This is a genomic window from Psychrobacter sp. Marseille-P5312 (genome assembly GCF_900291405.1).
In the GTDB taxonomy this organism is placed as follows: Bacteria; Pseudomonadota; Gammaproteobacteria; order Pseudomonadales; family Moraxellaceae; genus Psychrobacter; species Psychrobacter celer.
The window spans coordinates 1543534-1558983 of sequence record NZ_OLML01000001.1; the positions used below are offsets into that span (position 1 = coordinate 1543534).

Annotated in this window: 12 protein-coding genes; 5 read left to right on the plus strand and 7 right to left on the minus strand. The window is 48.4% G+C overall.

The genetic code is table 11. The features are described from left to right. The first annotated feature begins 771 nt into the window (after window positions 1-771). Genes C6W44_RS06715 through epmA form a run of 3 tightly spaced genes read left to right on the plus strand, consistent with a single transcriptional unit; the run spans window position 772 to window position 4225 of the window. Window positions 772-1899: an AI-2E family transporter gene (locus tag C6W44_RS06715; protein WP_105244748.1), complete on the plus strand. Its 1128-nt coding sequence runs from the start codon at window positions 772-774 to the stop codon at window positions 1897-1899. A gap of 39 nt (window positions 1900-1938) precedes the next feature. Continuing rightward, the gene (locus C6W44_RS06720; protein WP_105246520.1) at window positions 1939-3123 is read left to right on the plus strand and encodes a 4-phosphoerythronate dehydrogenase; all 1185 of its coding nucleotides are present in this window, start codon (window positions 1939-1941) and stop codon (window positions 3121-3123) included. A 43-nt stretch (window positions 3124-3166) separates the two neighbouring features. Beyond that, on the plus strand, window positions 3167-4225 hold the full coding sequence (gene epmA, locus C6W44_RS06725) for an EF-P lysine aminoacylase EpmA (protein ID WP_105244749.1): 1059 nt from the start codon (window positions 3167-3169) through the stop codon (window positions 4223-4225). Window positions 4226-4356: 131 nt separating this feature from the next. Here epmA and C6W44_RS06730 read toward each other — a convergent pair whose 3' ends face one another. The 6 genes from C6W44_RS06730 to C6W44_RS06755 all read right to left on the minus strand — a co-directional run bounded on the left by C6W44_RS06730 (window position 4357) and on the right by C6W44_RS06755 (window position 9865). Continuing rightward, window positions 4357-4995 (minus strand): NAD(P)H-binding protein, encoded by a 639-nt coding sequence (locus tag C6W44_RS06730; RefSeq protein WP_105244750.1) that lies wholly within the window; start codon window positions 4993-4995, stop codon window positions 4357-4359. Window positions 4996-5425: 430 nt separating this feature from the next. Next, on the minus strand, window positions 5426-5875 hold the full coding sequence (locus tag C6W44_RS06735) for a YaiI/YqxD family protein (protein ID WP_105244751.1): 450 nt from the start codon (window positions 5873-5875) through the stop codon (window positions 5426-5428). Beyond that, complete coding sequence (locus C6W44_RS06740) at window positions 5875-7257, minus strand: 5-(carboxyamino)imidazole ribonucleotide synthase (protein ID WP_105244752.1); 1383 nt, start codon at window positions 7255-7257, stop codon at window positions 5875-5877. Before C6W44_RS06740 ends, C6W44_RS06735 begins: the two co-directional genes overlap by 1 nt. A 213-nt stretch (window positions 7258-7470) precedes the next feature. Next, entirely contained in the window at window positions 7471-8025 is a 555-nt protein-coding gene (purE, locus tag C6W44_RS06745) for a 5-(carboxyamino)imidazole ribonucleotide mutase (RefSeq protein ID WP_105244753.1), read from the minus strand. 142 nt (window positions 8026-8167) lie between these two features. Beyond that, window positions 8168-9118, minus strand: coding sequence for a metallophosphoesterase (locus C6W44_RS06750; protein ID WP_105244754.1), 951 nt, complete (start codon window positions 9116-9118; stop codon window positions 8168-8170). 138 nt (window positions 9119-9256) lie between these two features. Next, window positions 9257-9865: a rhomboid family intramembrane serine protease gene (locus tag C6W44_RS06755; RefSeq protein WP_075101761.1), complete on the minus strand. Its 609-nt coding sequence runs from the start codon at window positions 9863-9865 to the stop codon at window positions 9257-9259. Window positions 9866-10435: 570 nt separating this feature from the next. On the opposite strand from C6W44_RS06755, the gene C6W44_RS06760 reads away from it, so the two are divergent. Further along, on the plus strand, window positions 10436-12049 hold the full coding sequence (locus C6W44_RS06760; protein ID WP_105244755.1) for a hypothetical protein: 1614 nt from the start codon (window positions 10436-10438) through the stop codon (window positions 12047-12049). 332 nt (window positions 12050-12381) lie between these two features. Next, window positions 12382-13977: an OmpA family protein gene (locus C6W44_RS06765; protein WP_105244756.1), complete on the plus strand. Its 1596-nt coding sequence runs from the start codon at window positions 12382-12384 to the stop codon at window positions 13975-13977. Between the two features lie 135 nt (window positions 13978-14112). Here the strand turns inward: C6W44_RS06765 and nagZ are convergent, their stop codons facing one another. Continuing rightward, window positions 14113-15195, minus strand: a complete 1083-nt coding sequence (nagZ, locus tag C6W44_RS06770) for a beta-N-acetylhexosaminidase (protein WP_105244757.1) — start codon at window positions 15193-15195, stop codon at window positions 14113-14115. Window positions 15196-15450: the final 255 nt, after the last annotated feature.

Genomic DNA, 15450 nt, shown 5'->3' on the forward strand with positions numbered 1-15450 from the left:
CATTCATTCAAACAACATTTATGCAAAATAATGCGGTTATACAGCACTGGTATAGACCGCTTGATTATTAAATCATACAGCGCCTAGATGAAACTTTCGCTTTGAGAGAAGGCGTAAAGCGGCATCTGATACGTGCGCCAATATCCTGCTAATCGCTCAAATTAGCGTCATCGATAACACGACGCTAACCTCTTGATTTGATATCAAAATGGCGATGTCCATGTGACAGCGGCTTTATAACGGTCTTTATTTTATGGTGGATTGCCATTGATGCGCCCAAAAAGCGTAAAATAATCGCTTTAGTATAACATCAATTACCGTGACAAATAGAACGCGCCGGTGAATTACCTGATGAGATATCTGCTGCAAATGGGCAGAAGCGCGCTGCTGTCGGTGATGGTTTTTATCGACCAAAACCCTATGATGCAGTGTGGTTATTGTGCTCATAGCTCGGTAAGATTGTATAGAGAAAGTTGTAAGTAAAGATTACAACATAGCGTTATTTATTTGGGATATTTTATTGCATAATGAGGGTTGATAATCGCTTTGATTTTGGTGTGTTTTTATAAAAAGAATGGCCGCTAAATGTGTTACGGTATCATAGGACTTGCTACTGCTATCTTGATGGTGTTATCGCTATGAATGTTGGACAAACCCTCGCTTGTGAATACGACTTATGGACATGATCTATAGACGGATATTCATCACCCATTTATAAACTTGTCAGCAAAGCTGTAATGGTCTTTGCTGTCAGCCCTTGGTTTATACGCTATGATTGAAAACTGGACAAAAGAATTTATTATTCAGCGCCTGCTGGCCATTACCTTATTGGTTGCGTTATTTGTACTGTGCTTTCAGGTGGTACAGTTTTTTATTGTGCCGGCTTTGTGGGCGGCGATTTTGGCGTATGTGACGTTTCCTATTTATAGTTTTTTTCATGAAAAAGTAAAGCTCAGTCCAGACTTTAGCGCGGCGATTATGACCGTGAGTATCTCACTTATCATCGGTATACCGCTGGTCATTGGGGTTTTTATTTTACAACAAGAAGCGTTGAGCCTTATCAGTAACTTGATCTATCGTATCAAGGTGGGCTATCTGGATGTGCCAGAGTCCATCAAGGACCTGCCAGTTATCGGTCAGCAGGTCAAAGATATCTTGTGGCGCATCAATAAAAACCCAGAAGGCACGCTAGAAGCGTTTCGGATGTGGGTGCAGTCACATTTATATTATGGCAAAGTCGCCTTTGATGTGGTGTTTAGTGGACTTGCCAAGCTGGGTATGGCATTGATGACGCTGTTCTTTTTTTACCGAGATGGCACCAGTTTGGTACGGCAAATACGCCAAGCCCTGCGCAATATCATTGGCAATCGCATCGATGGCTATATTGATTCGGTCGGCACGACGACGCGAGCGGTGGTCTATGGCATCGGGCTGACCGCGCTGGCGCAGGCTTTGCTTGCGGGTATTGGCTATTATTTCTCAGGCGCGCCCAGTCCTATTTTGTTGACCATCGTCACCTTTATTATTGCCTTGATTCCGTTTGGGACGCCGTTTGTGTGGGGCGGGGTGTCGGTCTGGCTGCTAAGCCAAGGCCATACAGTTGAGGGCATCGGTCTGGCACTGTGGGGGATATTTGTCATTAGCTGGGTGGACAATTTGATTCGGCCTATCGTCATCAGCGGTGCAACCAAGATTCCTTTTATCATTATATTTATCGGGGTGTTGGGCGGGCTGACAGCGTTTGGCTTTGTCGGTTTGTTTATCGGGCCTGTGGTGCTAGCCATCGGGCTGGCTGTGTGGCGTGAATGGATATCTCAGCATAAAAATGAGATATTTGCTCAGCAAGACGTGGTACTGTCTGAGACTCAGACGTTGCCAACTGTGACTAAATCAGAATAGAGGTACACGACCATGTTAAATAAGAGCGCAGATGTGGCAATGGAAAATAAACCAAATGCAGCAACAGACCTCACCATCGTGGCCGATAGCAATATCGCCAGCTTGTCCGAGTTTTTTAATAATGACACGCTCAGTGGGACGACAGGACGGCGCGTGCGTATGATCAAAGTGGCAGGGCGCGATATCGATGCGCAGCTATTGGCGGATACGCAGCCCAATGTCTTACTGATACGTTCAGTGACCCACGTCAATGCAGATTTATTGAAAGACAATGACAGTGTGAGGTTTGTCGGTTCGGCGACGATTGGTACCGATCATGTCGATCAAGATTACTTAGCGGCGCGTCGTATTCACTTTGCCAATGCGGCAGGCTGTAGCAAGCACTCTGTGGCGCAGTATGTGCTGAGCGCTATTTTGACCTTGCGGCCTGAGTACTGGCAGCGGTCATCGACGCCGCCCACATTGGGCATTATTGGACTGGGCAATATCGGTAGTACATTGGCGCAATATGCCAGTAGTTTGGGCTGGCAAGTGTTCGGCTATGATCCGCTGCTACCAGAATCAAGCCTCAATAATGCCAGCTTTGCGCAAGCCATCGAAAAAAGCGATGTGGTCAGCCTGCATGTGCCCTTGACTGACAAATCGAGTGCGACCAGTGTGGCGGGCAGTACTTATCATCACAATCATGCCAGTCGTGTCAGTCATAGTAGTCATGTCAGTGAGTATCCAACGCGGCATTTAATCGACAAAAACGCTCTGAATGCGATGCCAGCCAGTACCTTATTGATCAACAGTGCTCGCGGGCCCGTCATCGATGCCGCTGCCTTGCAGGCGGATATTGAGCGTACCGGTCGGCAAGTGGTGCTCGATGTCTTTGAGCATGAGCCGCAAATTGAGGAAGCACTGCTAAGCAAACTGGCGATTGCCACCCCGCATATCGCTGGCTACACTTTGGAAGGTAAGCTGCGCGGCACTCAAATGATCTATGATGCGCTCTGTGAAAAACTCTCAATCAGCCCTGCGCAGTCGATGCATCAGCTGCTACCGCTCAATATGTTTTTGTGGTCTGAGCTACAGGCACACCCTGATAGGCTGGTTAAGTTTTATGACATCATGCAAGATGATAAAGCGCTGCGAGCCACGCTCGCTGAGGGTCAGGTAAAGGCCGCGGCTTTTGATCAGCTTCGCCGTGACTATCATTTGCGGCGCGAGTGGCAGTTTTAGGCGTATTTTCCATAGGTTTTTATAAAAGTTGTAGTACATCATAATGAATTCCAAAGCATCAGTCACATCAAACCTAAACGCTTGCTCCCAGCCCAGTTATGCGCCGACCATGACGCTTGCCATGGCACAGCAGCGCGCGCATTTTATGAGTAAGGTGCGGCAGTTTTTTGCAGCGCGGCACGTATTAGAGGTACAGACGCCACTACTGTCGCAAGCGGGCAATACCGATACTTTTTTGCAGTCGGTCGCCGCGGCGGTCACCTATCAAGACAAACCGCGCACCTACTATTTACATACCTCGCCTGAGTTTGCTATGAAGCGTTTACTCGCCAGCTGGCAAGTGCCGATTTATCAGATCTGTCCTGTGTTTCGAGACAATGAGATAGGAGCGCGGCATAATATCGAATTCACCATGCTGGAGTGGTATCAGCCCCATTATAGTCTTGAGGATATGGCCGCCGAGCTGGGAGCGCTATTAGAAGCGCTATATGGTCATGCAGTGGTGCTAAGTCATTATCGCTATGTCGATGCTTTTATGGATTTTGTCGGGATTCATCCGCTGACCGCTAGCCTTGCGACGCTACAAGCAGTTGCAGAGGATAAAGGGCTGATGGGGTTTGATTTTAATGCGGGCATCAATAAGGCCGAAAAAAACGACGCCGGTCAGAGCGAGGAGAGCATCCGCCAAAGCTGGCTTGACTTGCTGTTTAGCCACGTCGTCGAGCCAAACTTAGGTCATGATCTGCCGACGCTGATTATTGAATATCCACCAGCGACGGCAGCACTGGCAAAGACCGCGGTGGATAAAGAGGGTAATACCGTTGCCAAGCGTTTTGAGCTGTATATCAATGGCATTGAGATTGCCAATGCGTATGATGAGCTGGCAGATGGGCCAGCGTTACGCCAGCGTTTTGAGCAGGACAATGAGCGGCGTCAGCAGCATGACCTGCCAGCCATGCCAATCGATGAGCATCTATTGGCAGCCTCTGATGCATTGATGCCTTGTAGCGGCATCGCGGTTGGTATCGATCGGTTATTGATGGTGACAACAGGGGCGCGCAGCTTGCAGGAAGTGATTGCCTTTCCTAGTGGTTTGGCGTAACTGGGCTATAAATGCATTGTAAGTGCAAGCGTTCTGATATTATGTCTTCTAATAGACCATCATAAAAAAGCGAGTCAAGCAAAAAGGCTGACTCGCTTTTGTCTTTTTTAACTATAACGATCGTTAATCTACTACAACGTAGCGATGGCTTCGTTGATGGCGGTCTCACCATTGTGCAGACTAAAGACTTTTTTGATGGTATTGTTTGCGCCCAATACCGCAGTCAAGGTCGCCGCCACATCTGCAATCGCATTTTCGCCTGCGTTGTCATCGTTGATGGTGATTTTGCCAGTCCCTGCACGCTCCTTTAAAGCCCCTGCTTGTACGATGGTATAGTCAAGCGTGCTGTCGTTGACCAGCCACTGATCGGCGTAATGCTTACAGATATAGTATTCTTTTAGATCAGCAATGCCAGGAGTGTCCCACTTGTTGGTGTCTAACGAAAACACCGTGCTTAGCATGATATAGCGTTTGATACCTTTGTCTTCTACCGCTTGCATGGTCTTTACAGCGCCATGTAAGTCCACTTCTAAAACGTCTTTGCCGCCTGATCCTGCAACAAAATAGACCGCATCGATATCTTGCTCTATTTGCTCGGCGATGGCGTCTTTTTCGGCGGTGATATCTAAGTCTAGCTGACGGTAATTGTCGTTATCAAACAGTTTTTTATCCTGACGCGTGGTACCGATGACCTGATGGTCGTCTGCCAATAGTTGTTCGACCAAATCTGTACCCACACGGCCACTTGCTCCAATCACTAAAATTTTCATATGCATTCCTATTGTTATATATTAACTACGATGACGTCTGCGCTTTGACAACACAGTATTTTGACTGATTTAAATGATACAGGGCTTTAAACAATATAGTAAATTCACTCTAAAAATGACATAGCGCTGCTGGGATGAATTTTGCGCAGCCTCTGTGATAACAGCACGCAAGTAAAATTTATACCAGTAGCGCGTTTAGATTTATAACAATTTTAATTTGAACTGACTATATTGCGTTTTGCCGTTTCGCCGTTTTGCCGTTTTGCCAATGTCATCGCCCTATCAAAGCGTGTCTGAAAAAGCACATTTTAAAGACTGTATATAGACTAACAACAATAAACGGCACACTTCGTTATGAAGCGTGCCGTTTGCATGGTGTTTGGTTGTAGAGTGTATAGGGTTTGCAAGATCTGCAAAAATACGCGGAAGATCAGCGCACCAGCTTGTTTAGACCATCGGCAAAGGCTTTTTTGTCACGCTCGCCATAAGGCTTTTGTCCGCTCATCTCTTGTGGCTCTAAGACGCCAGTGCCGCGCATGGTATCCATAAAGTCACGCATGTTCAGCTTTTGCTTGATATTTTCTTTATTATAAATGATGCCGCGCGTGGTAAGCACCAACGCGCCTTTGTCCAAAATATCATTGGCCAAAGGAATGTCGCTGGTGATGGCCAGATCGCCTGCCTGTATTTGCTCAACGATATAATCATCGGCTTTATCAAACCCCGATGGTACCACCGTCATGGTAAGCAGAGGTGAGCGGCGCAGTTTAATCGGCTGATTGGCGACGAATATCGCCGCCGTTTGTGTGCGCTCAGCAGTCTTGATAATCAAGTCTTTGGCAATGGATGGTACCGAATCTGCATCTACCCAAATCTGCATTATTTTTTGGCCTGTGTGGTTTTGGCCTGTGTGGGTTGTGCCTTCGCCTCACTGTCCACTTGGTGGTCTACCGATTGGGGCGCAGCGTAGTTCGCGGCCTTGCTATCGAACGGCTTGGCGTCTTGGGCGGTGCTGTTCGTTTGTGGACTGGCAGGCTCTTGAGGCTTTTGGACGGCAGCGTACTCTTTATCCAAACCGACTTTGTTGGGTAAGCTGGCGACCAGCTTGGCCATCGAAGGCTCTAAGTCAGTGACGTCATTGGGCATCAAGGTGATATGAGCGATTTTACGATCGTCGCGTTCAGTCTTGTGGTAGCTGTGATAATGGGCACCATCGATAGCCAGTACGTCGCTGATGTTAGGGTATTGCCCCAGCACATTGACCATAATCGCTGGATGGACGTTATCAGTATCGCCTAATGGCAAATCGACCACCGCGCGGATATGGTTTTCAAATTGACTGGTAATCGCCCCTTCGATGCTCCAATGCCCAGAGTTGTGTACCCGCGGCGCGATCTCATTGGCCAGCAGATAGTCATGACCGCGCGCATCCTTGGTGACAAACAGCTCAAGCGCCATCACGCCTACATAACCTAAGTGGTCCATGATCGTGGTGATGGCTTCTTTGGCTTGGCTAAAGATATGGCTGGTGCCGACAGCAGGCGCTTGGGTCTTGGCCAAAATGCCATGATGATGGTGGTTTTCGACCAAATCATAACAGCGCACACTACCATCTTGGGCGCGAGCCGCAATGATAGATACCTCGCGGCTAAAGTTGATAAAACCTTCGGCAATCAGCGGCGCTGGGGTAGGCGTTAGGCTGCCTTTACCGCTGACCGCGTCTTTGAGGTCGTGCCAAGCTTTGGTGATGTCGCTGTCTTGTTTGATGACATACTGGCCTTTGCCGTCATAACCGCCGCGGCTGGTCTTTAGAACGATAGGTAGCCCTAATTCATCGCAGGCTTGCTTTAACTGAGCCTCAGAGCTGACTTCTTGAAAAGGCACCGTGGCGATTGCTAAGTCATTAAACATCTGCTTTTCTTTTAAGCGATCTTGAGCGATATCTAAGGCCACTGGCGGCGGAAACATGCCTTGCTTGTTGCCTGATGTTGAGAGGCTGGCCAGTTTTTCGACCGTGGTAGTTGGCGTGTTTTCGAACTCTAAGGTAAAAACATCGGCCGCTGCGATAAAGTCATCGAGCTGCGCGCTTGAAAATACCGTACCATAAAGGCTGGCTGGGCAGTCCGCATTGTCCTCTAAAAACACGCATTGATAGCCGAGCGGTAGCGCAGCTTGGGCGAGCATCATGCCCAGCTGACCACCACCTAGGATACCGATGGTACGGATAGTTTGAGTAATAGGATAAGCATTGGCTGTGGTCATGATAGTAACTCTTTGAATAAATAATGGATGAAAACGAGCGTATTAAAATAGGAAAAGGCGCAATGTCTGCACCTTATTCTTGGGTGAACCCGCATGCTAAACGCGCATTTTAAAACAATCGCTAGACGCGCTAGGATGAGTGATCGCTTGGCTTTGCATGTTTTTGCATGGTTGTTTCGTATGATTAATCATCGGCCCAGATACCATAAATCGCTAGGCAGATTGATTAATGATACCTGGGGTTGGGCTGGCAAGGATGGTATCGGTTTGCGTCTGACGCAGCGTATCGAGCTTGCTGGCCACCGCCTCGTCATGTAATGCCAACACTTGAATCGCTAGCAAAGCGGCGTTATATGCGCCTGCCGTCCCAATAGCGAGAGTGCCGACCGCCACGCCTTTTGGCATCTGTACGATAGAGAGTAGGCTGTCCCAGCCGCTGAGCATGGAGGACTTGACCGGTACACCAAAGACAGGGAGCGGCGTTTGGCTGGCACACATACCAGGCAGATGTGCCGCCCCGCCAGCACCTGCGATAATCACTTGTAGGCCATTGTCTTTTGCACATTTGGCGTAGTCAAACAATCTATCAGGCGTACGGTGCGCTGAGACCACTTCACAATCAAAGGCAATATCAAAGTCGGCCAGTAGCTGGGCGGCGGCGCTCATGGTGGCCCAATCAGATTGTGAGCCCATAATGATGCCGACTTTTGGCTGGCCAGCAGGAGAGGCGATAGGATTAGGTTGAATCGTAGCTGATTGGGTGCTCATGATGCGATATCCTCAAAAAGACCATCATACAAAAGTTTTGCCGCATTCGTAAAGCCAAGATTGAGGTTTCTCCATACTATCGCGTTTTTGTCCCCTCAGGCATCACAGAAGCGTCAGCAGGTAGCGCGCATCATACGCGGTCTTAGCGCTGATCGTGACGATACTGTACAAAGCTATCTGCTGTGAGTGGTAATGGTTTGGTCGTATCAAGCTGATAGCACGTCAGATAGCCGCTGTCTACGGCGGCAGAATAATCTGTGCAAGCGACTTGCGCGCTGAGCGGCTTAGGTGTACCTGTCAGCCAATAATGCCCGACAAACACAGGTTTGTGGGTTTTTAAGGCAAAATCGATATTATCAGCCAAGACGTCTTGAGGAATCTGCGCCAATGCCGAAGCGGGCGCGCGAGCAACTTCATACAGCGTGCGCTGGTTCAACGCATCCAGCCACCAGCGTACCCGTACCCGCTTGCGCTCCGTGCCTTCTTTATCGACCATTACTAAGCCGTCTGGCAAAGGTGTTTCCACACCTTTTAGCACTCGCTCTAGCGCATCAAAGGCCGGACTAAACTCACGCGAGGTCACCTCAAGCGCATGCGGCGTCAGACAATTATCTGCGGTGAGCAACGGCTTTAGCACAGCCATGCTATCTACATCCCAGCAAGCATGGACAAAACAGGCATAGTCAGTCTCAAGCCACAACGGAATCTCATAAAAACGCTTAAGCCAGTACTGATGCGCCGCCGAGCCAAAAGGCACCTCTGCCAAAAACGCCTCGTGTTGACGGGTATGCACCGTATCGTGCGAGCGCAGATACTCGCCAGGCACGTCCGGGTCGGGTGTGGCAAAAGCCAGCGCGTTATACTCATGATTGCCCATCACCGCGTCGGCGACATCAGCGTCTAGCATGGCAAACACAATCTCCAACGTCGCCACTTGCTGGGGCCCACGATCCATCAAATCGCCAATAAACAGCGCTCGATGACCCTCTGGCGGCACAAAGTATTGACCATTATGGACATAACCCAACTGTTTAAGCAAACCGACAAGCTTGTCCGCGTAGCCGTGAATATCACCGATAACATCTATAATCATAATAAAACAACATAAAGGAAAGATTGTGCGCTTATAAAAACGCAATACATAAAAAGTTAAACCATCAATGAGATGATTGTCTATCGGTCATTATCAGCCATAGCCATAGCCATAGCCATAGCCATAGCCATAGCGGCTCTAAAAACCTGGCGACAGCAGCGCGTTGATAAAGTGCGGCAAGACACGCGGCTCTAAAACAATCGTGGCCACCACTCCAAACGCGCCGCCCCACATATGCGCCATATGATTGATGTTTGAGCCGCCGCGCCTATCTGCATAAATACTATAAGCCACATATGCTACTGCAAACAAAATCGCCGGAATCGGAACAATGGCAAATAAGTAAAGGCTTTCCCACGGTGCCAGCAAGATAAAAGCAAACAGCACCGCTGAAACCCCGCCTGACGCGCCAAGGCTTAGATAGCTGGCATTGTTTTTGTTTTTTAGATAGCTTGGCACCATAGCGATAACAATGGCAAGCACATAAAATACCACAAACCCATACCCAAACAAAAACGGCTGGTACAGCCCTTCGATGGCGCGACCAAAGAAATACAGCGTAAACATGTTAAACAATAGATGCATGCTGTCGGCATGGATGAAACCATGCGTCACAAAACGATCCCACTGTCCGTTGTTTACCGCTGGCGGATAAAAAATAAAACGGTTAAACAAGCGTTTGTTTTGCCATGCCAACAAGCTGATGATAACCGTAATAATAATGATAAGAGTGGTATGGTTTAACAAAGAAAGATCCTTAGGCCGCGCCTGATGTATGACAATGCGAGAAATGACAACGTTCAAAGCCTAAGCGTTACGGCTGCATAAAAACTGACGATCGTTACTAGGGCGTGTTCTGTCTGCTGAAGCTATCTCACTCTATCTTCACGTAACTTAAGCCTAGGTAATCTCAGCATAAGCCATACTTATCCCAGCCATGCGCTAGTGGTGTTATGTTTTATAGGGAACCAAATTATCGCTGATCGAGCACCGAGGTAAGCCATAATATTAACAGTAGTTGAGCCAATGCCAAAACCTATTATGTGACAAAACGCTGCGTTTTTATGCTTTTCTGGTGAATAATGTAGCCATGCAATGATGGGTAGCCGTCAAACCTGAATTAGGTAGCGTTTGAGCTAGCATGATAGGTCATCAATGTCGACGTGGTTTTGCGACACTGGTGCTGTTATTGAAAGTATACAGCCAGTACTTTTTCTTTACCGATACTGCTTTTCAATAGCGTCAACCCTAGTCATAATAAAATATAAGCTTGTCATTTTGTAAATTTCCATCAATGGCCGATAGAGGCAGTCATCTATGAGTATCATCGATCAACTAGAGCAAACCGTGACCCCAGCTGTCTTAGGTGAGCAGGCGAGTCACCAAAGCGTGGCTTATATCAGTTTGCTTGAGCAGTTTTATGCGGTTTTGGCTGCCCGTTTGGCGCAGCCAGATATATACTCTGAGCTATTGCGTAGCGATGAGACAATCAGTACAGAGGCGGCTGTAGAGCGTCCGTTTTTTGTGCAGCTATGGCCAGACTCTGCCGTACAGCAAGTGATGATAAAAGCGCTGGCGGCCGATCATCATATTGATGAAACTGCGACCAAACAGCTACTGATCAATGCCGCGCCGCTTGTCTATCGCGAGCTTATGATCTTGGCAAATGGTCAGTTTTTGCCCGCATTTCTACAGCAGCAGACGTCAGCGCTGCGTCAATATTTACCGATATGGTCAGCACCTATCATCACCGCAGCAGCCAGCGGCGGCTTAACGAATTTTGAGACGACCAAGGCGCCTATTAACCCAAACGATACCGATGACTCTGATGCACGTGCCTATGACACACATGGTTCTGAAGGGCATTTTGATAAAACAGGTAGCGCTATCCATGCCAGTCCAGCGGCGCATCATCTGGCCAAAAACACCAGTCTAAAGCAAGAAAGAGTACGCAGCCGTAACCTGCGCCGTGACTTGTTGGTGCGGGTGTTTTTGTTGTTGTTGGCGGTGGCTGCGCTTGGTCTTGCTTTGTGGGCGTTTGTTCTAAAACCCAATAGCGCGCCGCCAGCCGAGCCAATTGTCACTGAGTCTGTGACTGTGCCGCCTGCGCCTGAACCAGTCGCCGCGCCGACGCCTGTTGAGCTTATCGTAGGGGTGGACGATAGTGGCAGTCTATACACTTGTAGCGCGATTGTCGGTGATACAGCACTACAAAACACCCTACAGCAAGCGCTCAGATCAAGCTTTGGCGAGCAGGCAGCGATCTGTCAGTTTACTGTACAACAAGGGGTTGCCAACAGTATTGCTAACCTACCAGCAGAGCTATTGCCCAATGTGTTGACGATGCTGAGGTCCACGCCCTTTGCCCGCTTGCATCTACAAAACGATCGACTTACGCTAGAAGCGCCAGATGCCATGCTGCTACAGCGCTTGCTCAGTGAGATGCGGGCTTTGGTGCCAGCCATGGTCATCGATAGTACCACGCCCATCCCTTTACCTGATAACCCGAACGCGGCAACCAGTGAATTGGGTGATGCTGATAGTCTGAGTAATGATGTATACCCCAATGACCAATACCCCAATAATGCTACTGGTGCTGGCGAATATCAGGCGGCAGACGATGAAACAGGCGATAGCGTCATACCTGCGCCCAACAATAATGCCAGTATATCTGCCGATCTGCCCAACACGGCCCCTAATAACCTGCCCAATAACATACCGTCTAACAATACGTCTAACAATACGTCTAACAATACGTCTAACAATACGTCTAACAATACGTCTAACAATACGTCTAACAATACGTCTAACAATACGTCTAACAATACGTCTAATAACAGCCAAACTAGGCCGTCAGGCCCTATTTCGCTATCAGAGGTAGATGAGATGGCAAGTAGTGTGATCGTCGCCGAGCCAGCACAAGTCAGGTAGCAATGTGAGGCTACAGATGGATCGTTTTACTAAAAAATTGTCTCTGTGTTTTCCTTTAAGTCTTTCTCTAAGTATTTTTCTAAGCTTTTGTCGGACAGTCGCATTTGGGCGGGCTTTAGGGTGAGATAGTTACGTGTCTCAACTGAAACATTACTTAACGTAGCATTTGCACAACAACCTGTTGATTGTGAACGGATACTTAATACTTTTATAATAACAAAAGTTGAATGTATGAGTTGAACCTACAAAGTGTTGAACCTATAAAGTATTGTTAAAAAAAGCATTGTGAAGAGTGTAATTATATAAATACGTATTAACGGAGGAATTATCCAATGGATATTATCAGTCATCTAACACGGACCGTTAGCCCTGCAGTACTAGGAGATGATCACAGCCCAGCCAAAGAAAGCTTGCTTGAGCAGTTTTATGCTATCTTTGCCGCGCGCCTTGCTGATCATGATACTTATGGACGCTTTGCAAATGAAAACATCGCCCGTGACGATCAAGGGTTTTATGACCGCGTCTGGACAGAAGGCGCTCACCGCGATCAAATCTCGCGTGAGCTGGCGGACAAGCACAATGTCGATGCTACCGCCGCTCGCGGCTTGATTGCGATGGCAGCGCCGCTCGCATTTCATGAAATCAAAAGCTTAGCAGGCACCACGCCTGTGCCGCAGTTCTTAAATGATAATTTGGCCAGTTATCAGCATCATATTCCTGCATGGGCAAGTACGGTTTTGCCAGCTGGCATGTTGGCGGCTACCCCAGCTGCGGGTGGTACTCGTATCTCTGATACCACCAGCACCGCGCCATTGCAGCATACCGAAGAAGAAAAAGGCAGCTTTATGAAAGCGCTGTTACCGATTATTGGTTTGATCATTTTGGGGGCGCTGGCATGGGCGCTACTCAGAGGTTGCCAAGAAAACCCTGAACCTGTTGCCACACCAGTTGCCAGTGAGCAACAAGCAGCAGGCGATGAGCAAGTAGCAGTTGCAGCAGATGTAGAGCCTGCTTCACTGCGTATCGCGACGGGCGAAAACAATGAGCTGTATGCCTGCCGTATGAATGCCGGTGACGAAACCCTACAAAGCAAAGTGATGAATGCACTGACTGCGGCATTTGGCGATGAAGCCAATAAATGCCGCGCAGACGTCGATGATAACTTTGCCACCGATATGCCAGCCGCCGCTCAGCTTGCTTCTATTTTGCCCATCGTCAAAAACGTGCCAAACGCCAGTATGGTCATCAAAGGTGATACCATCACCGTCAACGCCCCAGACGAGGCAGCGTTACAACAGTTAGTGACCGATTTACAAGCGGCTGCGCCTGCCATGACTGTCCAAGCGGAAGGCCCACTGGACTTACAAGGTGAGATTGACGACAGTCTAACGGCCGCTGATGCCGCTATGACCAACTTGGGTGACAATCCAGACCCTCGTGATGTGGCGCGCGCCTTGAGTATACAAGTGATTAATTTTGAATTAGATAAAGCGATCATCCCTGATGCCAACAAAGCGCTACTAGACCGCGCGGCCACAATCATCACTGAAGTACCAGATATGGAGCTGATGATTATCGGCCATACAGATAGCCAAGCGTCTGACGACTACAATATCGAGTTGTCACAAGAGCGCGCCGATGCTGTCAAAGAGTATTTAGTCGCCCAAGGGGTCGATGCCAGCAAACTGTCCACCAAAGGTATGGGTGAGTCAGAGCCAGTCGCTGATAACTCAACTGAACAAGGCCGTTTCCGCAATCGCCGTATCGAGTTTGTCGTCAATGATGAGATTAATGTGGCAAATGAAGGCATGATAATCAGTAACGATGCGCTTGATCCGGATTTAAACCCATTAGATAGTAACAACGATGACTTATTGCCAGATGGTGATGATGTCACTCAAGGTAGCGCTATCGATCCAGCAAACTAATATCAGCTGTGCTCAAAAAAACCGCTTCTTATTAAGAGGCGGTTTTTATTTATCACAAATGTAATGATTACAAAACAAAGTATTGCATCTAGGGCGTGTCCTCACTTTAAAAATGGCGATAAAAACGAGCTGCGATTATTTATAAGCGGTGGGGTCTATTGAGTCACTAGCAGAATGATTAGCAGGTGTCTCGGCCGCTGCAAAAAACGCCTGCATCACGTTTTGCTTGGCTTGCTGCCAGTAGTCAAACTGCTGACACGTTGACTCAAGATCGCCTTGCCATGCTGGTATCTTGCCGGACATAGATTTGACACGGTTTTGGTTAGGATAGGGCAGCTCTTGCGCTGCTTGGGCGGCTTCATGAGCCGCGATACGGTCATTACAGACCAAAGCAATATCGCAGCCTGCGTTGATGGCCGCTGTTACTCGTGCACTGACATCGCCTGCCGCCTGCGCACCTGCCATCGACAAGTCATCTGAAAACAGCACGCCATCAAATTTTAACTGCTCACGGATGATGTCTTGTAGCCAAATCTTTGAAAACCCTGCAGGTTTATTATCCACTTGCGAAAAAATCACATGGGCGGGCATCAGCGCATCGAGCCATGGCAGGGTTTGGGCAAAAGGCTGCATGTCACTATTGATGATCTCATCCAAGCTGCGATTATCAATCGCTTCTGCCACGTGTGAGTCAGGTGCGATGGCACCGTGCCCAGGGAAATGCTTGCCTGTGGTCGCCATGCCAGCCGCTTTCATGCCGCGCATAAACTGAGAGGCCAAGGCAATGATGGCTTGCGGCTCTTGATGAAAACTGCGATCGCCGATGACTTGGCTGATACCGCCTCTATCAAGCACAGGCGCAAAGCTCAAATCAATCCCCACGGCCAGCACCTCTGCCGCCATCAGATAACCGCAGTCATAAGCGAGGCTCAGCGCCTGCGCCGGATCTTGCTCAAACCGCTCACCCAGCTTGCCCATCGCTGGCAAAGGGCTAAAGCCGTTGCGTAGTCGTGCCACGCGCCCACCTTCTTGATCGACGCCGATCAAGATATCAGGATTGTGGTAGCGTATGTCATCACACAGCTGGCGCACTTGCGCGGCGTAAGCGACGTTGCGGGCAAACAAAATAACACCGCCGACTTGTGCTTGTTTGATTAAGCTGACATCTTCAGCGGTCAGAGCAGTACTATCGATATCAATCATTAAAACGCCATACATTGCGTTATCCTTTTTGGTTATTACTTGATAAGTGGTTATCTTAAAATGCGACTGTTACTGTTATTTAATAAAATTGACAATAAGGAGTACTAAGGTGGGTGGCGGTGTTTGTGAAGACTGTACCGTTTAAGTCCCATCGTTTAAGTCTCATCGTTTAAGCTCCTTAGGCTCGCGACAGACATGCCTTAGTATATTGTGTAGATGGCCTTATTATGACAGTTATTAGGCACGGCGTATAATGCGCCAGATAAATGG

Coding starts and splice junctions, on each gene's coding strand:
- C6W44_RS06715 (WP_105244748.1), top strand. CDS start 772: ATGATTGAAAACTGGACAAAAGAATTTATTATTCAGCGCCTGCTGGCC.
- C6W44_RS06720 (WP_105246520.1), top strand. CDS start 1,939: ATGGAAAATAAACCAAATGCAGCAACAGACCTCACCATCGTGGCCGAT.
- epmA (WP_105244749.1), top strand. CDS start 3,167: ATGAATTCCAAAGCATCAGTCACATCAAACCTAAACGCTTGCTCCCAG.
- C6W44_RS06730 (WP_105244750.1), bottom strand. CDS start 4,995: ATGAAAATTTTAGTGATTGGAGCAAGTGGCCGTGTGGGTACAGATTTG.
- C6W44_RS06735 (WP_105244751.1), bottom strand. CDS start 5,875: ATGCAGATTTGGGTAGATGCAGATTCGGTACCATCCATTGCCAAAGAC.
- C6W44_RS06740 (WP_105244752.1), bottom strand. CDS start 7,257: ATGACCACAGCCAATGCTTATCCTATTACTCAAACTATCCGTACCATC.
- purE (WP_105244753.1), bottom strand. CDS start 8,025: ATGAGCACCCAATCAGCTACGATTCAACCTAATCCTATCGCCTCTCCT.
- C6W44_RS06750 (WP_105244754.1), bottom strand. CDS start 9,118: ATGATTATAGATGTTATCGGTGATATTCACGGCTACGCGGACAAGCTT.
- C6W44_RS06760 (WP_105244755.1), top strand. CDS start 10,436: ATGAGTATCATCGATCAACTAGAGCAAACCGTGACCCCAGCTGTCTTA.
- C6W44_RS06765 (WP_105244756.1), top strand. CDS start 12,382: ATGGATATTATCAGTCATCTAACACGGACCGTTAGCCCTGCAGTACTA.
- nagZ (WP_105244757.1), bottom strand. CDS start 15,195: ATGTATGGCGTTTTAATGATTGATATCGATAGTACTGCTCTGACCGCT.